Source organism: Lysinibacillus sp. (genome assembly GCF_032093475.1).
Lineage (GTDB): Bacteria > Bacillota > Bacilli > Bacillales_A > Planococcaceae > Lysinibacillus > Lysinibacillus irui.
Window position 1 is genome coordinate 1 of the sequence record NZ_DAMDAY010000020.1, and the last position, 19,827, is coordinate 19,827.

General features: G+C 33.8%; 18 protein-coding genes. All 18 read right to left on the bottom strand.

Features of this window, described 5'->3' with window-relative positions:
- Nucleotides 1-318 precede the first annotated feature (318 nt).
- Nucleotides 319-729, bottom strand: coding sequence for a flagellar export chaperone FliS (gene fliS / locus RT445_RS06730; protein WP_312504873.1), 411 nt, complete (start codon nucleotides 727-729; stop codon nucleotides 319-321).
- A 211-nt stretch (nucleotides 730-940) separates the two neighbouring features.
- Complete coding sequence (gene fliT, locus RT445_RS06735; RefSeq protein ID WP_312504874.1) at nucleotides 941-1,300, bottom strand: flagellar protein FliT; 360 nt, start codon at nucleotides 1,298-1,300, stop codon at nucleotides 941-943.
- Nucleotides 1,301-1,342: 42 nt separating this feature from the next.
- On the bottom strand, nucleotides 1,343-3,604 hold the full coding sequence (fliD, locus tag RT445_RS06740) for a flagellar filament capping protein FliD (protein WP_312504875.1): 2,262 nt from the start codon (nucleotides 3,602-3,604) through the stop codon (nucleotides 1,343-1,345).
- Between the two features lie 21 nt (nucleotides 3,605-3,625).
- Nucleotides 3,626-4,000: a flagellar protein FlaG gene (locus RT445_RS06745; protein ID WP_312504877.1), complete on the bottom strand. Its 375-nt coding sequence runs from the start codon at nucleotides 3,998-4,000 to the stop codon at nucleotides 3,626-3,628.
- A gap of 911 nt (nucleotides 4,001-4,911) precedes the next feature.
- A complete protein-coding gene (locus tag RT445_RS06750; protein ID WP_312504878.1) occupies nucleotides 4,912-5,907 on the bottom strand; it encodes a motility associated factor glycosyltransferase family protein in 996 nt (331 codons plus the stop codon).
- A 262-nt stretch (nucleotides 5,908-6,169) separates the two neighbouring features.
- On the bottom strand, nucleotides 6,170-6,988 hold the full coding sequence (locus RT445_RS06755) for an SDR family oxidoreductase (protein WP_312504880.1): 819 nt from the start codon (nucleotides 6,986-6,988) through the stop codon (nucleotides 6,170-6,172).
- On the bottom strand, nucleotides 6,985-7,692 hold the full coding sequence (locus RT445_RS06760; protein WP_312504881.1) for an acylneuraminate cytidylyltransferase family protein: 708 nt from the start codon (nucleotides 7,690-7,692) through the stop codon (nucleotides 6,985-6,987). The genes RT445_RS06755 and RT445_RS06760 overlap by 4 nt, the downstream gene beginning before the upstream one ends.
- Nucleotides 7,685-8,596, bottom strand: coding sequence for a Gfo/Idh/MocA family protein (locus RT445_RS06765; protein WP_312504883.1), 912 nt, complete (start codon nucleotides 8,594-8,596; stop codon nucleotides 7,685-7,687). The genes RT445_RS06760 and RT445_RS06765 overlap by 8 nt, the downstream gene beginning before the upstream one ends.
- Complete coding sequence (locus RT445_RS06770) at nucleotides 8,593-9,657, bottom strand: nucleotidyltransferase family protein (protein WP_312504884.1); 1,065 nt, start codon at nucleotides 9,655-9,657, stop codon at nucleotides 8,593-8,595. Before RT445_RS06770 ends, RT445_RS06765 begins: the two co-directional genes overlap by 4 nt.
- A 5-nt stretch (nucleotides 9,658-9,662) precedes the next feature.
- A complete protein-coding gene (locus RT445_RS06775) occupies nucleotides 9,663-10,286 on the bottom strand; it encodes an acetyltransferase (protein ID WP_312504885.1) in 624 nt (207 codons plus the stop codon).
- Nucleotides 10,279-11,355, bottom strand: a complete 1,077-nt coding sequence (gene neuB, locus RT445_RS06780; protein WP_312504886.1) for an N-acetylneuraminate synthase — start codon at nucleotides 11,353-11,355, stop codon at nucleotides 10,279-10,281. The genes RT445_RS06775 and neuB overlap by 8 nt, the downstream gene beginning before the upstream one ends.
- Entirely contained in the window at nucleotides 11,352-12,479 is a 1,128-nt protein-coding gene (neuC, locus tag RT445_RS06785; RefSeq protein WP_312504888.1) for a UDP-N-acetylglucosamine 2-epimerase, read from the bottom strand. Before neuC ends, neuB begins: the two co-directional genes overlap by 4 nt.
- A 3-nt stretch (nucleotides 12,480-12,482) precedes the next feature.
- A complete protein-coding gene (locus tag RT445_RS06790; protein WP_312504889.1) occupies nucleotides 12,483-13,637 on the bottom strand; it encodes a LegC family aminotransferase in 1,155 nt (384 codons plus the stop codon).
- Nucleotides 13,634-14,629 (bottom strand): NAD-dependent 4,6-dehydratase LegB, encoded by a 996-nt coding sequence (locus tag RT445_RS06795; protein WP_312504890.1) that lies wholly within the window; start codon nucleotides 14,627-14,629, stop codon nucleotides 13,634-13,636. The genes RT445_RS06790 and RT445_RS06795 overlap by 4 nt, the downstream gene beginning before the upstream one ends.
- Nucleotides 14,630-14,644: 15 nt before the next feature.
- A complete protein-coding gene (locus RT445_RS06800) occupies nucleotides 14,645-16,444 on the bottom strand; it encodes a motility associated factor glycosyltransferase family protein (protein WP_312504891.1) in 1,800 nt (599 codons plus the stop codon).
- Between the two features lie 215 nt (nucleotides 16,445-16,659).
- On the bottom strand, nucleotides 16,660-16,998 hold the full coding sequence (locus tag RT445_RS06805) for a DUF8042 domain-containing protein (protein ID WP_312504892.1): 339 nt from the start codon (nucleotides 16,996-16,998) through the stop codon (nucleotides 16,660-16,662).
- Nucleotides 16,979-18,712 carry a motility associated factor glycosyltransferase family protein gene (locus RT445_RS06810; RefSeq protein ID WP_312504893.1) on the bottom strand — a complete coding sequence of 578 codons (1,734 nt, stop codon included), beginning with the start codon at nucleotides 18,710-18,712 and terminating at the stop codon, nucleotides 16,979-16,981. Before RT445_RS06810 ends, RT445_RS06805 begins: the two co-directional genes overlap by 20 nt.
- Before the next feature lie 175 nt (nucleotides 18,713-18,887).
- Nucleotides 18,888-19,802, bottom strand: a complete 915-nt coding sequence (gene hag, locus RT445_RS06815; protein WP_312504895.1) for a flagellin Hag — start codon at nucleotides 19,800-19,802, stop codon at nucleotides 18,888-18,890.
- Between the last annotated feature and the right edge of the window lie 25 nt (nucleotides 19,803-19,827).

Here is a 19,827-nt window from a genome sequence, read left to right on the forward strand (position 1 = left end):
TATCCAGCAAGTCTGCCATGGCTGTCTGTCCATGATTGACCTTTCCATTCTCATACATAGCAAAAGTTATTTGAATAGGCTCCTCGAATTTAAAGCGGAAGCCTTCTTGACGCTTAAAGATCATATTCCCACCCCAGTACTATATTAAACATTGATATTGCTTTGATTATGACACGCTGCCCTACTTACAACCAGAGGGAATAAGTAACATATTTTACCGTTGAATAGCCTAATTTATGACTATTTAGTGATAATTTTTAGTTGATGATTCTTGCCATAAAAAAGAGACCACCCATTGAAGATGGCCACTCGTTGTGTCTAAATTTGTCCGCTGTTTCCTTGACCAAACTGCTGTTGTCGATTAATGCGAATAACTTCCTTCCACGTATCGCGGAATTCCGTCACCAATCCTTCTACTTCTTCAATAATGGCTACATCATTTTGAATGTTCGCTTCGACTAAACGATGATTCATATATTCATAAAGAGGAAGCATTTGTTTCGAAATTTCAATATCCATATTGAGTGTAGACATTAGCTCGGCAATAATTGCCTGGGCCTTTACAAGATTTGTATTTTTTTCTTCTATTTCTTTCTCTTGTATTGCTAGTTTAGCCTTGTGCATAAACTTCAAGCATCCATTATAAAGCATTAACGTCAGTTCACCAGGGGAAGCAGTGGTTACACTATTTTGTTTGTACGCATTTTGTGCTGTTAAATTTGCTGCCAATAAAGGACAACTCCTTTGAAAGGTTACTTATTTACTAGTTTAAACCATTTTCCGAAGAAAAGCTATTTGATCAATTACGCCTCGGCGTAATTGTGTCTGGATTTTGAATTACGCGATCACAATTCACTCCTTTTAAAATCCATGACATCCGCCGGGGCTTTATCTTCCATTCAGCGGGCGACTTCCACCACGCTGAATTTAAGGTATAATATTAATTCTTTTTGTCATAATACATGCCATCCATCACACGAACATTCGAATAAGGATTGAAATATTGCTCTTCGCTTTTTTTCGATTTTTGTAGATTTGCCATGTCTTGCTTCACAGCGCTCATGATAGCAGACAATCTTTCTTTAATTCCATTATCTAATTCGAGCAATGTACTATGAATGCGGTTTTGTTCATCGAAATGAAAGCCCTCTTTCATTAAGTCTTCAATAATCGTCCCACGCTTGTCCAGCATGTTGTTAATTGTATCGATATATTCATCGCGGTCTTCGCCTTTAGGAATTTCACCCAAATGCTTAAATAAATTAGCTGACGCCTGCAATAGTTGATCTATTAGCTGCATTTTATTCCCCTACCTTGCTATGTTAGAAGCCACTCCGAAACTTTAGCCCTGCATGAACATACTAGACTGTGAATTTGCCTTGTTAATTGCTTGTTCCATAGCGGTAAATTGTTGCCAATAACGTTGTTCTACACTTACCAATCGTTTTTGCATTCTACCGATACGAGTTTCTATGTCAATCATATTTTTACCAATATTATATTGACTGTCAGTCATTGTAGATCGCCCAGCTTTTTTCTCAATTTGTAATTTAAAACTGTCAATTGAATCTCTCAAACGTTTTGCTATTCCACGTGTATCAACAGTTTTGGATTGTCCAGTCACGGGATCAATGACCGTATCTTCTGCTTTCCCCATTTGGGTAAACATCTTCGCGACTTGATCAGGATCTTTTTCTAAAGCTGCACGTAATTTAGCCTCATTAATTTCTAATGTACCTCCATCACTAACTTTAGAGGATGTTGTTATCCCAATTTCGGATAATGAGTCTATTGTTCTATCACTTAATCCTCCTATCTCTCCAGAAAAGTTTGCTCGCATTTTAGATAATCCATCTCTTAAAATAGAATCATTTCTTAATAGACCACTTCTAGCTTTCTCTTCCCATAACTTGATATCACTTTCCGACATTCCTTCCCTTTGCTCACCTGTTAGGGGGGCATAATCACGATATTTAGTTTCTTTTAAAGAGTTATTAAGATCAGTAACTAACCCATTGTAAGTTGTCACAAACTCTTTGATTTTTGTCATCATCGCATCAGTATCCTGAGAAGCCGAAACCGAAACCCCGTCTGTAAGAGAGCTATAATCAGTATTAAAAGTACCAGTTAACTTTATAGAATATCCTTGGATATTTATTGTGTTGGTTTGACTTTCCATCTCTAAATCATTAATTTTATATTTTGCATTTGTTCCTTTACCAGAGATGTTAACTGTTGCTTCTCCAGATGGGTTAGCATCTGTGTTACTAACAAATCCAAGTTTATTAAATAAGTCAAACCCAGAATTATCAATCGTTTCAGATTGATCTTCATTTACTGTTTTAACACTTTTCAATTGAATATCAGCAGATACATTCTCTTTATTAGTTCCTGTATTATTTGCTGAGATAGACATTTGGCCATTAGAAAATAAAGCTGTTACACCTGCACCAGAAGAATTAATTCGTTTAATAAGTGAATCCACCGTATCTGTTGCCTTAAATTCAATAATAGTATCTTTCATTTTACCATCAGCTTGCACTGCGCTTATTTTAAATTTACCATCATTTAATAACCCTAAATGTTGTAGTGAAGTACTTGCTGAAGGAATCTCAGAAGTTCCCCCATGTGTAGCAATCTCTACTTGAGAAAAGGCTTTTGAAGAGCCCCCTATAGTTTGTAACACACCAAGTTTAGCAAGATCCCCTTGGTTCCCATCATCAAATTGTAATGTTTTCCCTTCTTTTGTCTTAATATTTAATTTCCCTGTCTTGGCATCAAATGAAGCATCCAAGCCTTCGGCTTTTAAATCAGTAACCAATTCCCCTATTGTTTTATTAGGATCTAAGTTTACTGTTTTGGATGCCTCACCACCAATAGAAAAAGTTAAACTAGATCCTAATATCCCCAATTCGCCGAGGGTAGTAGAAGTTTTTGCTAAAATTTCCTTATTCGCATCATTAGGATCCTGTATTTTTATTGCAGTGGACGCATAAGATGTTGTAAAACCTAACTGGTCTCTTAAAAATGTTGCACTACTCTCATCAGCTATTTCTACCTTTTTTCCACCGAAAGAAAACCTACCTGTATTCTTATCATATGTAAAGCCCTCAGAAACAAGGTCAGATACTTTAGTATTTGGACCAATAGTTATGGTTTTATCTATCCCATCTATATTAAGGTTAATACTCCCTTGAGCTATTCCTAAATCTACAACATTATCAGTGTCTGTAGCGTTTCTAAATGTAGTCTGTTCTACTGTTTTTGCACCTGATGTCGCTGCAGTAGCAAGTTCTTTGACTCCTTGAATATTTAAAGAACTTGATGCACCTGTTCCAGCAGTAATCGATACTTTATCCGCATTTGCACCAGATATCGTAGTAGATTTTTTCACAAAGTTACTAGACAATAAAAAATTATCAAATAAATATTTACTAAATGTATCTATTTTTGTATTTACGCTACGATAAGCATCTCGTTGCCATTCATATTTTGTCTTTTGTTGTTGTAATTTGTATAGTGGTGCTCGTTCAGCAGACATTAACTTTGCAACAATACTATCAATGTCCATCCCCGAAGCTAAACCGCCAATTCTAGTTACCATTTTATTTCCTCCTATATTTTTTTATATTTTTTCGTCTACTATCATTCCTACCATTTTCTGCATTTCATAGAAAGCATCAAGCAATTTTTTTGGTGGAATCTCTTTAACTATTTCATCAGTATCTTGATTCACTACAGTTACATAATACTGTCCTAGGTCTTCATGATAAACAAACTTGGAAGAACTATAATTAACATTTAGAAAATCATTAATCGCATCAACTGCTTGTTGCAGCTTTTCTGGTGAAATATCTCTTTCTTCTCCAACAGTAGTTCCGATTTGTGGTATAGATTCAGTTGTACGAATAAGCTCTGTATTCTCCTGTATAGTCACTGTTTTTGCATTATTTGTAGCACTCACTGTATCAATTGATTGCCCTTGAGTAACAATACGCATTATCTATAACCTCCTAAACATTTGAATTTCTTATATGTATTATCGGAAGTATTTTATGAAGTTTCACGTTTTTGGTTAAACAAAAATGGGCATCTATTTTTTCTATATATTAGTATGTTTTTCCGCTCTAAAAGACGTTAAATTATTTTAGTTGCATTAACCTTCAAAAAAATGGCTATTCGATGCTTGTTCAAAGTCAGAAAAGAATTCATCTAGTAGAAAATTGAAAAGTAATGATTTTCCACTATTATTGATTATCTACTTCACTCAATGGAAATTTAAATAAAAAGAAAGATCCCGATGTAAAATGTTGGTCACTATACAAACAATTACAAAATAAGGAATCCCTCTTAAACCAGAATAACAAGTTATTAAAGTTAGTTTCGCTCACTCAAAACTTTCTTACTAAGGTAAAATGGCAATTGGTCTTATGTGAGCTCGATAATATCCACGAAAAGGTACGGTTCCAACGCTCATCCCTATTTTGGTTGGTAGCTGCCACGATGCGGATGTGGGTCCGATTAACTACCTTGTATCGTTGAATCATTCTTCGCTTTCTAATTTGGGAAGCCATGCAACTCGTCGTTAGTTGAACATGCCAAAAACGTTATTAGCCATTAATTCAATCACAATTATAGTGGGCAAAAAATATTTACCTTAGGAGTCCGTCACGGCGAACGTTCTAAAATCAAATTACATGTTAGTATGTTAGTTTTACTTATGAAACCGCGATGCACTTGTAGAAACTATCAACTTAAACATAATGGTCCCATTTGCGAATCCCTTGTAGATAACTGGTTTATCCGCGATTGTGACAGACATACTTTTTTCACTTGAACATTTCCGAATTTAGTACCTCATTTTATTCAAAAACTCTATGTTATCTTTTGTTTTTATAAATTAATTGGTTCTTACTTGCTCTCTTTAACAAGCATATCAAATTCATATTCACTAATAAATGGAACACCTTCTATTTTAGCTCCGTCAAAAGCGGTATTATAAAACTGTAAATTTGAATGTTTGGCTTTATGTACAAACCACTTTAAATACATATATAAATTCCTTTGTGTATAAATGTCCTTGCCGCTATTAGAACGAATTGTTAACAAATTTTTCGTTTTATTATATACAATTCCCGAGGTTGAACCAGAAACATGTGATTGATTCCCTTTAAACCCAAAATCTTGTCCAAATAAGACGATTCGTTTATATGTAAGCACTTCCAACAAGCTGATTGCTGTAGTAGCCACTGAACCACCTGTATCTAGTAATGGATGTTGTAATTTATTAGCTATCCGTTCCGCTTCATGATATCCTTTTTGAAATAATATATAACGCTTTCCATCTAGCATCCTTGTCGTGTCCTTATAGGCAGTACTTAGATAAAATAAAGGACCGTTATAATTAACATTTTGAAATTGCCGCATAGTTATTCTATTGGAATCTGTTACAATCACTGCATCAGGAATAACGCCAAAGTTTAGTAGAGCATTCAAAGCAGATCCTACACAAAGAATATATAACTTGTTTCGATGTTTTACTAAATAAGGATAGGTTTTTTGTAAAGAAGGGCCACTTGATACTAAACAGGCTATTTTTGAGGAATCAATAGATGTCTTATACAAAAGCATATCAAATTCCTCATGTGCTACGTTAGCTTTGAAATTATCGTACATAATTTCTTGAAGCTCTTTAAAGCTTCTTTGTTTCATTTTAATGTCTACTAAAAATAAATAAAGTGGGTGATTACGATCCATTGCATTAACCCATGCTTGAGGAAGAATCAATTGAGTATCCTCATCTATGTACAAATCCTCAATACGCCATACAATTTGAATGCGGGAATCATTTTGTAGATCCATATATATAGGGGAGTTTTCATAAAGGCTAACTTCATATTCATCCAATGCATACACCGTAATTAATGTATCATTCGACGATTTTATACATTCAGTTAATGCCTTTAAATGATACCCGAATCCTAGCCCTAATAAAAAATATTTCCTAATTGGTTTATCTACCTCTTTATAGATTAGCTTTTTAGCATCTTCATATGGTCTATACATACCATATATACTATATCCGTTTATCTTTAAAGTTGGGCTCCCGTCTTTTGCAATTAGTGTTTCGTATTTAATGATTATCCCTCGTCTTTCATATTAAATGATTTTACCAAGCACTTAACCCGCCATCAATTAAAATATTTTGCCCTGTCACATAACTGGAAGCATCTGAAGCTAAATAAATTAATGCGCCGACCATTTCCTCTGCTTGTGCCATTCTTCCTAATGGGACACGATTTCCGTAATTTTGCTTAAACATTTCATTTTGCCCACTTTCTACTCCTCCTGGGGTAATTGTATTTACACGAATACCATCTTTTGCCCAGTAAGTAGCTAGATACTTTGTAAGTGCCACAACACCACCTTTAGAAGCTGAGTAAATCGCTGGTGTGTTGATTTGACGCTCTAGATAATATGAGCCATCATAAATCCGATTATCTGGACCCATAACACCATATATAGAAGCAGTTTGAATGATTGCCCCTCCTGTACATTGCTGTTTCATTACTTTTCCAACATGCTTTGCCACAAGGAACATACTATCTAAATTTGTACTCATAATTTCTTTCCATTGATCTAACTCATATTCTTCAAAAGGGGCAAAAAAATCATTCAAGTTGCTAGATTTTCCAGCTGCATTGTTATGAAGAATGTCTATTGAACCAAACTTAGCAACAACAGCCTCAACCATCTTTTTTACAGATTGCTCAGAAGTTAAATCACAATATACTGAGCTTGCTATGACATCATAGTTTTGCTCTATTTCTCTTGCGACTATTGTTGCATTTTCAATATTCATATCTACTATTGCTACATTGGCACCTGCATCAGCTAATCCCTTGCAAAAGTGACTGCCTAAAATACCTGCTCCTCCTGTTACGATTGCTGTTTTTCCTCTCAAAGAGAACTTATCAACATATGTCATATTAAACTTCCTCTTTTCTCTGCAAGAAATTGAACAATATCAAAATCTAATTCTGAATCAATATCATAAGAACGCTCTTCTGGCATAACATACAAAATTGTATTATTTGAAAATATAGATTGTCCTTCAAAAAAAGCTTCCCGTTTCCAAATATAGATTGAGGCATTCATATCGTATGTTTTTGGTGCATCTTGACGACGTACAATGGATGTTTCTAGTGACTTTGACAGTCGAACATAACCATCATCATGTTCCTCAACTAAGTTAAAGTAAGGATTTCTTCGTGCTAGTGCTCCCGTAATTAGATTTGAAGCACTGTTATGATTCTCAAGCATTACAACAGCATTTTTCAAATCTTCAACTGTACGCAGTGGTGAAGTAGCATCAATATCAACCAGTGTGTCAAATTTCAAACCACTAAGTTGTTCTGTTTGTTCAACACAATGCTGAATTACAGGTAGTTTTGCAGCTGTATCTGTTGCTAATTCTTCTGGACGTTTAATGGTATAATCTGCTCCATATTGCTTTGCTACTTTTAAAATTTCATCACTATCGCTACTAACAGTGATTATGTCAAAAAGATTACTTTTTTTTGCCTGTAAAATACTATGAGCAATTAGGGGTTTACCTAATAGCTCACGCAAATTTTTGTTTTTCACACCTTTTGAACCACCACGTGCACAAATTGTACAAATTCTAGTCATTATACACCCACTCCTTCAAAAGCGACGATTTTTCCACTGCTTCAATCATTTTTACAACATTAAGTCCCTCACTAAAAGTGCAACAACCTTCCGAATTATTCAATATAGCTTCATGTTGTTTAATATATGTATAATCTCTATCAATTTTGGTCAGTCGCTGAATCTCGCCATTACAGTTTATAGTATTTTCAATAAAATCAATTTTAATTGTCTTCTCATTTGTTTGTACAATAACAAACCGTTGGGTAATACGATCTAAATAATTCAATTCTAATGCTATATGCACTTGCTGATTTGTCTTATAAGAAATATGTACATAATCTTCTGATTGAATATTCAACTTGCTTATCTTGTTAGTTTTAGCAATTAGTAAATGCCATTCACCAAATAGTTCCATTAAATAATCTAATTCATGACTTAAATCTCTCAGAACGCCACCGCCTTGTTCAGAAGAGGCAGAATATCCTTTTGTATAATCTTCATTCGGTCTCCAACTAGGTAAATATTGACCTGCGTAGGTATTTACACTAACAACTTCCTCATCCTTTAAGAGCTCTTTCAATCTCTGAATTAATGGATGAAATCTCAAGTTATATGCAACAAATGTGTTACTATTATCAAAATAAACAGGTTCCATTTTTGCAAATAGTGGTTTCTCAATAAGAATTTTCCCTTTAAATTGATTATCTATAATTTCTCTCAAAGTTTTGAGATGAGCTACAGTTTCATTTGCAATTACTATGTACTCAAAATGATTTGTTTTAAAGGCACATTCTATTCTTTGATAAAAATCTAAATCTTGTTTAGCTCTTCTAGAAACAATTGAAACATCTATGCCCATCTCTCTTAAAATTCGTACATGTCTTTGTCCAATCGAGCCATATCCAATTACTAAAGCTTTCATTTTAAAATTTCTTCTTTCATAAATATTTTTGTATATTCATTATCTGCTCGTTTAAATTCATCGACTTGTCCAATATCTAACCAATACTCGTGGATAGGAAAAGCAGATGTTTTCTTTCCTTGTTCTATAAATTGATTGAAAAGTGTCGGCATATCATAAAACCTATCTACAGGTATATAATCAAAAGCTTCTGGACTCAGTACATAAATACCAGCATTAATAAAGCTACGATTAATTGGTTTTTCTTTTATCTTGATTAAATCCGTACTACTTGTTTCAATAACACCATAAGGAATTTGGTATTCATACTCTCTTACACACATTGTCGCAATTGACTGATGCTCTATATGAAATTGCATAAGCTGGTCAAAATTGATTTGTGTAAGCAAATCCCCATTCATCACAAAAAATGGCTCTTTTGGCCTTTGCTTTAGTAAGGAAAGAGCACCTGCCGTTCCCATTCGTTTATCTTCTTCCACATACTCAATCGTTACATCAAAGTCTTCACCATTCTGAAAATATTCTTGAATGACTTCTTTTTTATAATTGACTGAAAAAATGAAGTTCGTATATCCGTATTGCTTAAACCCTTCAATGATTGTTTCTAAAATAGGTTTATTTCCTACTTTCAACATTGGTTTCGGTATATCATTTGTAAGAGGTCGAAGTCTTGTACCTAATCCACCAAGCATTAAAACAACGGTATTTTTATTTGTAGAGTGGTCAAATTTATCCATAAACAAAATATTAACAATTCTATTCGCTCCATCTACTATCGGCAGTTGTTTTAACTGTTTAGAATGCATCAATTGTTTATATTTGTAATGCTTTTGTCCACTTTTAGCACTTGTTGGCGTAGAGTTCATAATGGCTGCAATAGGTACATCTAAACCTTCTCCTCGCAAAATACCTCTACGAATATCACCATCAGTAACAGTACCAAGTAAATGTCGGTCTTCATCTACAACAACTGCAAATTGCAAAGAGGATTCATCTATAATTCTCATAGTATCTAATAGCGTTTGCTTACTAGTCACCAAAATTTTTTCCCATTGCTTCACTTTATTTACACTTCCTTTGCAGGTACACCAAATGCTGTCATACCATCAGCAATATTTTTCACAACAACAGATCCTGCCCCAATTAAACAATTTGAACCAATTTCCATTCCTTGTATAATCGTTGCCCCAGTTCCAATATGGGCTCCTTGTCGTACATAGACAGTGCCTGATAACTTTGTTCCTGGAGCAATATGTACATGTTGTTCAATTTGACAGTCATGATCAATTAGTGCACCTGTATTTATAATATTATTATCGGCAATTGTCGTATTCGTTTGAATAATAACCCCAGCCATGATTTGAACACCTTGTCCTAACTTAACTGAAGGGGCAATAATAGCTGAAGGATGTATAATTGATTTGAAGTGATAGCCTTTATTATAGAAATTATGAAATATTTTTTCACGTAATGATGAAGGCCGTGTCATTCCTATACCAAGAACTAGCTCAACATCTGATGCTGAATAATTAAATATCACTTCATCATTTCCCAAGTAAGGTATCGAAAAACTATTTTTCTCTATTGTAGGAGCAGTAAAACCTAATATTCTCTCCCTCTGAGATACTAATATTTCTGTCAATACTGATGCATGCCCACCGTTTCCAATAATTATAATCGGCTTACTCATCTATAAGTTCATCCTCTTCATATGATTTTGAAGCAACTTTTCCGATGTAAGACCAATACTTTGAAGGTTCAACACCGTTTCCAGGTCTTTTTACAGTTAAATTGCTAGGTGAAAATACTTCACCAAGCCGAATTGCTTTTTTAGCAACTAGGCTTTTCCGTACTGGAATTCGATTTTGAAGCTCCGTAAATGTCGGTTTTTTAATTCCATCTCCCAATGCCTGCTCTATTTCTCTTATGCCAAAAATCATTGCTTTTAACTCATCAGGATTTAAAGAGGCTATATGATCAGGTCCTTCTAATGCCTTATCCAATGTAAAATGTTTTTCTATCACTGTTGCTCCCATACTAACGGCCGTAATTGGTATATGTATTCCCTCAGAATGATCAGATAAGCCTATCGGTAATCGGAAAATCCTATTCATTTCTTCCATTGCACTTAAATTGATTGAAGAGGCTGGAGCTGGGTATTGCGTTGTACAATGTAGAAGTGTTACGTATTGTTGTAATACCTGCTTTGCTTCTTTTGTACCGTAAAATTCTTGAACAGATTCTACTGTAACTGTTTCTAAGGGCTTTACTAAACCATATGCGATAAACGCTAATGCCTCGTGAATTTCCTCAATCGTCGCCATACCTGTTGATAAAATAATTGGTTTACGCTTTGTAGCCATATAATGAATAAAAGGTGCATTAGTTAACTCACCAGAGGGGATCTTCACTGTTTCAATGCTTAGTTTGTCTATTAAAAAATCGACACTTTCAAAATCGAAAGGCGTCGATAAAAATTCAATTTGCTCTATTTGACAAAATACTTGTAACTCTACAAACTCCTCATATGTTAACTCTAACTTTTTTAACATTACCAACTGAGAAGTAGCTTCACCTAAATTTTCGACTTGGTATTCTGCCTGCTTAGCTTGTTTTGTAACTAAATTTTCTGCTTTAAAGGTTTGAAACTTGACTGCATCAGCACCCGCCTCTTTCGCAACCTTTACAAGCTCCTTCGCCATTTTAAGTGAACCATTATGATTAACTCCTGCTTCTGCGATGATATAAGTCTTGTTCATAGGTCATAGAACTCCTTTTTTATAGAAAATGACGGTAACCCTTGTAAAAAGGTAATAATTTTTTCTGATACTTGACCATCTCCAAAAATCCGGTCATATTCATGGTTAAACTTTTTAGCTTTTTCAATAGTTCGACAAATCGCTTCTGTATCAAGTACTGTATTAAACACAGAGTTTGGTTGTTCACGCCCCTCTTGTCTCATTCCACAATTAACTGTCGGGGTTGCTAAATAAGGAACTTCAATCAATCCACTTGATGAATTACCTATTACAACTTCTGCATGTTTTACTGCACTTAAATATTTTAGCTGCCCTAATGAATCATATATTTTTGCATTGCGATATTGTAATGTGAATTGTTGGATTGCTTCATTAATCCTACGTCCACCATTATCCGCATTTGACTTCGTAAAGAGCAGGTTGACATTTGAATAATTTTCTAGAGCTTTCAATAATTTAAAAATGCCATCTGTTTCACCATTTGTTTCGGGATGATATGTAATTAAAAACATTGGTAATTGTTTATCTAGTTGGAGTTGCTCAAATAGTATATCCTTCGTCATCAACTTCAAATTCATAATATTTTCTATCCCGATAGCACCGACATTAAATACACGCTCTGGAGATTCGCCTAATTGTATAACACGTTTACGATGTGATTCAGTACTAGTAAAATGCCACGTAGCCATTTTACTAATAGAGTGGCGAATTGCATCATCGTATGCACCAAAAGTGCATTCGCCACCATGAATATGAGCGATTGGAATTTGCATAATAAGAGCAGCTTGAGCAGCAGCTAACATTTCAAAACGATCGCCTAAAAGAATAATTAAATCTGGCTGCAAACGGGCAAGTGCATCAGCAAACCCAATGGTAGCAAGTCCCATAGATTTTACTACACTTGTAGCAGTGTCTGCTGATAATAATATCTCTACTTTTTCATCTATTATAAATCCATCATACTCAATTTGTTTAAAGGTATTGCCGAACTCAGGTGATAAATGCATACCTGTAGCAAGTATCTGCAACTGAAATAACTCTTCTTGTCGAATTTTTTTTAAGAGAGGAAATAATAACCCATACTCTGCCCGTGTCCCTGTAACAGCACAAATCTTCCGTTTCACTCTTTATACCTCGCTTATAGGTGTACTTGGGATATTAATAATATTTTTTTTTAACTTTTCAGTTACTAACAAATCCATCTTTGGACATTGTTGAAACATCTTAAGTTCATGCATTGGTGTCCAAATAGGGCGACTCATTACACCCTGCTTATTAAAAAAATCTAATACTTCATCCCGATTATAACTCTCATCTAACAAAACTGTTTGTAACCAGTAATTACTTTGTGTATATGCAGGTTCCTTAAATAATTGTACCCCTTCTATATTTTCAAACATTTTCTCATAAGATCTCACTAAATTACGCTTTCGGGTAATAAACTCCTGCATTTTATCAAGCTGAGCACATCCTAAAGCGGCATTAATATTTGGCATACGATAATTAAAGCCAATTTCATCATGTATAAATTCCCATCGGTGAGGAACTTTTGCTGTAGTTGTTAAATGTTTAACATTATCAGCAAGTGTCTCATCATCTGTTAAAATTGCACCACCACCACCCGTAGTAACAATTTTATTACCATTAAAACTCATTGCACTAACTTTACCAAATGTTCCAGTATGCTTACCTTTATAAAAGCTACCTAATGATTCTGCTGCATCTTCCACAAGTACAAGCTTATATTTATCACATAAAACAACAAGCTCATCCATCATGCAAGGATGACCAAATGTGTGCATTGGAACTAATGCCTTGATACGACGATTCGTCTGCTTATTGTATAACTCACCTTGTCGTAGTTCTGCTACTTCTTCCAAATATGTTTCAAGTTCCATTGGATTAACACCTAATGTTTCCATATTTACATCAATGAAATGTGGGATTGCTTGTAAATAAGAAACCGCATTAGCTGTAGCAATAAAGGTCAGCGATGGCATAAGCACCTCGTCATTTGCTTCTACCCCTGCAACCTTTAAAGCAATATGTAGAGCAGCTGTGCCATTAACAACCGCCACAGCACGTTTCACACCCACAAATTTTGCTAAACTCTCTTCAAAACGGGTAACATATGAGCCTACTGAAGATACCCAACCAGTTTTTACACAATCAGTTACGTACTCCACTTCTTTTTCATTAAACGTTGGCTCGTGTAAAGCTACGAAATCTTTGCCATATAGCTGCTTAATACTTTCTACAAGTTCCATCCATTGTTTATTCATATATTATAAACATCTGCCTTATATTGAGATAAATTATTAGGATTTGTGAACCATTCAATCGTTTCTTCTAAACCTTTTCGGAAACCATCTTTTCCGCCATAACGTGGTTCCCAACCAAGTAGCTCTCTTGCTTTTTTATTCTCTGCCCATAAACGCTCTACTTCACTCTTTTCTGGGCGAATACGTTGTTCATCTGTCTCAATCGTTAAATTAACACCCATAATATCTGCAATCATTTCAGCCGTTTCACCAATTGAAACCTCATAATTAGATCCAATATTAATTACTTCACCAATTGATTTTTCTGAATTCATAACGGAAATAAAACCTTGAACGGTATCTTTTACATAGTTAAAATCACGTGTTGGACTTACAGCACCTAGCTTTATTGTTGTTCGACCACTTGCAAGCTGACTAATAATCGTTGGTATAACAGCACGTGCTGATTGACGCGGCCCATATGTATTAAATGGTCGAATAATTGATACTGGTGTATCAAAAGAGCGATAAAATGATAATGCCATCTGGTCTGCACCAATTTTTGACGCAGAGTACGGTGATTGTCCTTGCAATGGATGTTCTTCATTAATTGGTACATATAATGCCGTACCGTATACTTCGCTTGTAGATGTATGTACAACTTTTTCTACCCCTAGTTCTTTCGCAGCCTGTATAATATTCAATGTTCCAGTAACATTTGTATCTACATATGTTGCTGGCGAGTGATATGAATATGGAATCGCAATTAATGCAGCTAAATTTAATACATGTGTGCAGCCTTTCATTGCTTCTTTTACACCATATGGATCACGAATATCTCCTGAAAAAACATCTAGTTGTGATTTAACCTCTAAAGTAGATTGGTCAAGCCATCCCCACGAATTAAATGAATTATAATAGACAAAGGCACGTACATCAAAGCCTTGTCGAACTAACGATTCTGTTAAATGAGAGCCGATGAAACCATCAGCTCCTGTAACTAAAATTTTCATTTTGCACCTTCTTACTTAAATATTAACCTTTTTTATTTTTTGAGTTTTTAAAATAGCCAAAATTCTATTAATCACTTCAATAATTGTTGTGAGTAATTTTTGCTGTTCAAATATCTCCTGTTTCACATATTCTTGATCCATTATTTGTAGTCGACCATTATAAGCCCAATAGTATTGAAGAACAACACTTTGCAAATTATGTAAAAGCAAGGGTTGACTCACTACGCCATTGAGAAAAATTTGGAAATCCTCACTTAACTTCAATAAATTATTTACATCTTTACTCGGTTTTATTGCATTTAATATTTTTTGATAATGGATACTTTTATTTTTAATTTCTTCGTATAAATTTATTTCTTCTATTAAGTTAGCAAAATATTGTTCTTTACTTATACTATACATTGGGACTTTTTTCATTTTACTGTGAATATCCGGGATATCTTTTTGGCAGTAGTTAGCTGTAGCTTCTTTTAAGGAAAGTTGTTTTGCAAAGTTAATTTTTGCTCCACCTTCAGTTGCATTAATTACTGTCGTTGACAAACTATTGATTTCACTTTCAAGCCAATGCTTAAATTGAAGCCAAATCTTGGTTGTTTTAACAGGCTTCCCATAATAACCAAGGGTTAATTCAAATTCGTCTATTTTCTTGTTGCTCTCATTTAATTCATCATATTTTGTACCACTAGCATGTGTTTCCTTTTCACTTTCTCCGTAGGCTAAATCTTGCCCTACCAATATTACTGGATTACATCCTAAATAACACCCTAAACTAAAAGCAATATTAGCACAAGAATACCCCATTGAAATAGCAGTTTCATTTGAAAGCCCTAATAATTTTTGGAGCCAATTTGTTTCAGATACGCCTTTTCTGAATGGTATTAATATAGCATTATTAGTATTTTCAAATATACGATTATCTAACACTGGTGGCCCTACGATAATTGACTTTTCGGGCAACTGTACATCTGCATAAAAATAATCATATACTTGGTGTACTCGCTCTATGGAACAAATAAAATGAGGTTCTATACCTTCTGTAATTAATTTTTGAGCAATTGTGTCAACTGCAATCACAATAACCTTATCTTTATTTTTTTTTAAGTCCTCTATATTATTATTAAGAGACGGACCAGCTGCTACGACTACTGCTGGTACTCCTTTGAATATATCTTTCACTGCTAAAATATCTTTAGAGCGAATGATATTATCAATATTATTAAAATTTCTCTCCAGACCAATTAAATTATCTTCTAAATCATTTCCTAGACTAAATAATAACGTTGAAATGATTTGTCTAATATTACTTAACATTTCTTTAGCTGTTTGAAGTCCTTTCACACGATAATAATGTGTTAAGTATACATTTGTGTTTTTTAAGTATTTGAGATAATTAAAGTCATAAAATACTTTTTGTAAAAATATATTCAAATTCCCTATATTATTATCTACAAAAAGCAATACATTGGACTCCTTGAATACTTCCCCTAAATCTTTTTGTTGTACTACATAGGAAAAAAAACTTGGATTAGGTTCTATTATTATAATAATTGACTCGCAATGTTTATTTTGCTGAATCCATTGAATTTCTTCAACTGCATTAATACCAAAAACAAAAATAACTTCTTTCTTTAGGTTCGAGATTTCAACACTTTGATCCATTTCAATTTTAGAAAGGTACACTTCCCCATCTGCTAATTGAAATGTTTCTCGAGAATATTTCTTAGAAATAAACTTTGGGTATTCGAAGATGTTCTGTAAATCTGCAACATAATGTTTATCGTTATACTTTAAAACCTCTATATTTTTTTCAAACATAAGTGTCAAATCCTTCATAAATAAATTGAATCACAATGAGCAAAAATCAGTACTAAAAATTTCAATAATCAGCAGAGCTACTATCAGTAGGCGAAAAAGCTCTATTATTCGAAATATCGTTTCAAATATGAATTACATAAAGCAAGGAACACACACTACATTTAATAATGAGGATTCAATTGATATCTTTATTGTTAGTACTATTAATTTTCACTTTAGACCGTTATCGGCTTTATATTTCCAAAATATGGTTTAATTTCATAAAGAAATAAATCTGCAACTAAATACATATCTTCATTAATTAATGCTTCATTAATTTCATTTAAAAAATCAATGATATCATTTATATTAAACTCAACCTTTACATTATTTTGTTGTAATAACTCAGTTGCTTCCACTAACCAAAGCATGCCTTCACTAAAATCTTTAATCGCATCGAGCCCTTCTTTAATATTATCTATACGAAACTTTTCTTCAATATAATTACAGCCATTTGGAATCTTCTCTAGATACTCATTAAAACTTTCAATTACATCATTTACGATAGAACTCATCTAATTTCTCCTTATCGGTTACTATTTCTAATGTTTCTTTAATATTTTCGATAGATTTATCAACAATATCTAATATTTCCTTATAAAAGAATAAACTTTGATTATAAGACCTAATAAACGCTTCTTCGGGAGTTTCGTCTTTCTTCTCTAAAAATGCACCATCCAGCTTTAATAATATAGGTTGTAATAAGAAATCCATTTGAACTTCTTTAATTAAATCCATAAGTTCTACATCAATTTTGTCTAATTCTTCTAATATATTTTGTGAAAAATAAGTATTAGAAGAATTTAAATTTAGTGTTTCTATGCCTTTTTCAGCAACTTTTATCACTAAATCAGATAACTCTAGCTCCTTTTGAAGTTGGCTATTAATTAACTCATAATTTGGAATGTTATATATTGAATTACTTACAATAACAGTAATATCCTCTTTCACAAATTGATTAATGAACTTCTGAAACGCTAATTGCTTAAAGCCTTGTATTTTCGCTCCTCCTTCTGTACAATTATAAAATTCAATACCATTTGCTGAAAATAATCTACCCATTTCTTCAAATGTTTGCTTCATGCTTAAAAACGGACCATCTGTAATCACTTTTTCTTCGTTATAACCATCTATTTCAAAAAGCGTTCTTTTATCAGATGCTACCTCTTCTAATGTTCTTTTACCTTGATTGGCATCTGCATGTGACACATTATTAGTAAATGCTAAATCTTGCCCAATAAATGCAATCGGACCTGACGTAATAACCTGTGCTATGCTAAAAGCAAAATGAGCTACAGTACCTCCACCAATTATTTGTGGCATATCTTTGTCTATCGTTTTGTATATATAACTTGCAATAGAGTTATAAATCGTAGATGTAAAACTATATCCATGTTTAAATAGCGGACGAATTGCCCAATGATTAAATGGTGAATACAGTAGCGTAGTATTGCCTAACTCTAAATTTTTAAAGCTAGTATAATTAATCTCTGAACCATCAATAGAAACAACATAATGAGGTTCAATACCGAATTTTAACAAAGAGTTAATTGTTGTACCTGCTGCAATGATGATAACCTTATCCCTTATTTTTTTTAGTAGCGGTAACTGCTTATTAAGAGAAGGTCCTCCTGAAGCAATAATAACAGGGCAATTATATACTTTTTCTAAATTCGCAAGTGTAGAATCACCTAGAATATTTAATAAATTCAACGATAAATTTTTTTGCCAGCGCTCCGCACAAACACTTATTGTGTTAATGTTTACAGTAGTCCTTACTAAATAATTACGAACATCATTCAATACTTCTTTGTATGTTTCAATGAATAGTTTATTATAGTTTGGTGTTACTATTGTTTTAACCATTGTTTTAATACCTAAAGAAACTCGATCTATTAAGTACAATAATGTTTGACCGTCTTCTTTACTCCAAAAATAAACCCGATCGTGTTTTAAATGCCTCTCCTCCGCCTTAAGTTGCCCATTCTTTAATAGAGGATCTATTACAATAATGGACTCTTTTGTAGTTAAGTTTAATAATTCATCAACTATATAGCCTAACCCATATCCAAATACTATAAATGTATAATGTTTTTCAAAGGTAGACATTGCTATTTTTTGGGCTTCTTCAATTGGTCTATACTTACTATGTATGTAAAGATTATTAATTTTTAGTGTAGGGGTATTTTGTTTACCTTCGATAAACTCAACCACATATTGCGCTTCCATATAAATCACTCCCCCTTATATATCGACATTACATACTAATTATTTACACGATAACATCAATGAACATATAAAAATACAAATTGAAACAAATTTATTTTACGTTCCCTATGAATCGCTAGTATATTAAACGTAAAAAAACGCAAAGGAGTACTCCTTTGCGTTTTTTTAGGCTCTATTAACGTAATAGTTGTAGTACGCCTTGTGGTTGTTGGTTAGCTTGCGCTAGCATAGATTGTGCAGCTTGCATTAAGATGTTGTTCTTCGTGAAGCCCATCATCTCTTTTGCCATATCTGTATCACGGATACGTGATTCAGCAGCAGTTAAGTTTTCAGATGTAGCACCTAAGTTGTTAATTGTGTGCTCTAAACGGTTTTGAACAGCACCTAAAGATGCGCGAGTTTCAGAAACACGTTTTAATGCAGAGTCAATAATAGAAATCGAATTATCCGCACCAGTTTGTGTAGTGATATTAATACCAGCACCAATTGAACCTGCAGCAGTTAACGATGTTATCGCAGCACCATTAGTTAATGCGTTTACACCTAAAGCTGTTGCAGTCATTGTCATGATGCTTAAGTTAATTGATTGACCTGAGTTCGCACCAATATGGAATACTTTACCAGTAGAAGCCGTTGCAGAAGCTGGGTTTGTAATAGCTGTACCAGCATTAAATGAACCGTTTAATAATTTTTGCGTATTGAACTCTGTGTTATTTGCAATACGAGAAATTTCTTCTGATAAAGAGTTAATTTCTAATTGTAATGCTTCACGGTCAGAAGTTACGTTTGTATCGTTTGAAGATTGTACTGCTAATTCACGCATACGTTGTAGGATAGCGTGAGTTTCGTTTAAAGCACCCTCAGCAGTTTGGATTAAAGATACTGAGTCTTGAGCGTTTTTAGACGCCATGTCAAGACCACGGATTTGTCCGCGCATTTTTTCAGAGATTGCTAAACCAGCAGCATCATCGCCAGCACGGTTGATTTTGTAACCTGAAGATAACTTCTCAAGATTTTTAGAAGCTTCAGTGTTGTTGAAAGAAAGGTTACGGTGTGTGTTTAAAGCTGAAATGTTGTGTTGAATTCTCATTTGGAATTCCTCCTTGAATGTTTGT

Coding starts and splice junctions, on each gene's coding strand:
- fliT (WP_312504874.1), bottom strand. CDS start 1,300: ATGCAGCTAATAGATCAACTATTGCAGGCGTCAGCTAATTTATTTAAG.
- fliD (WP_312504875.1), bottom strand. CDS start 3,604: ATGGTAACTAGAATTGGCGGTTTAGCTTCGGGGATGGACATTGATAGT.
- RT445_RS06745 (WP_312504877.1), bottom strand. CDS start 4,000: ATGCGTATTGTTACTCAAGGGCAATCAATTGATACAGTGAGTGCTACA.
- RT445_RS06755 (WP_312504880.1), bottom strand. CDS start 6,988: ATGACATATGTTGATAAGTTCTCTTTGAGAGGAAAAACAGCAATCGTA.
- RT445_RS06760 (WP_312504881.1), bottom strand. CDS start 7,692: ATGACTAGAATTTGTACAATTTGTGCACGTGGTGGTTCAAAAGGTGTG.
- RT445_RS06765 (WP_312504883.1), bottom strand. CDS start 8,596: ATGAAAGCTTTAGTAATTGGATATGGCTCGATTGGACAAAGACATGTA.
- RT445_RS06775 (WP_312504885.1), bottom strand. CDS start 10,286: ATGAGTAAGCCGATTATAATTATTGGAAACGGTGGGCATGCATCAGTA.
- neuB (WP_312504886.1), bottom strand. CDS start 11,355: ATGAACAAGACTTATATCATCGCAGAAGCAGGAGTTAATCATAATGGT.
- RT445_RS06790 (WP_312504889.1), bottom strand. CDS start 13,637: ATGAATAAACAATGGATGGAACTTGTAGAAAGTATTAAGCAGCTATAT.
- RT445_RS06795 (WP_312504890.1), bottom strand. CDS start 14,629: ATGAAAATTTTAGTTACAGGAGCTGATGGTTTCATCGGCTCTCATTTA.
- RT445_RS06800 (WP_312504891.1), bottom strand. CDS start 16,444: ATGTTTGAAAAAAATATAGAGGTTTTAAAGTATAACGATAAACATTAT.
- RT445_RS06805 (WP_312504892.1), bottom strand. CDS start 16,998: ATGAGTTCTATCGTAAATGATGTAATTGAAAGTTTTAATGAGTATCTA.
- RT445_RS06810 (WP_312504893.1), bottom strand. CDS start 18,712: ATGGAAGCGCAATATGTGGTTGAGTTTATCGAAGGTAAACAAAATACC.
- hag (WP_312504895.1), bottom strand. CDS start 19,802: ATGAGAATTCAACACAACATTTCAGCTTTAAACACACACCGTAACCTT.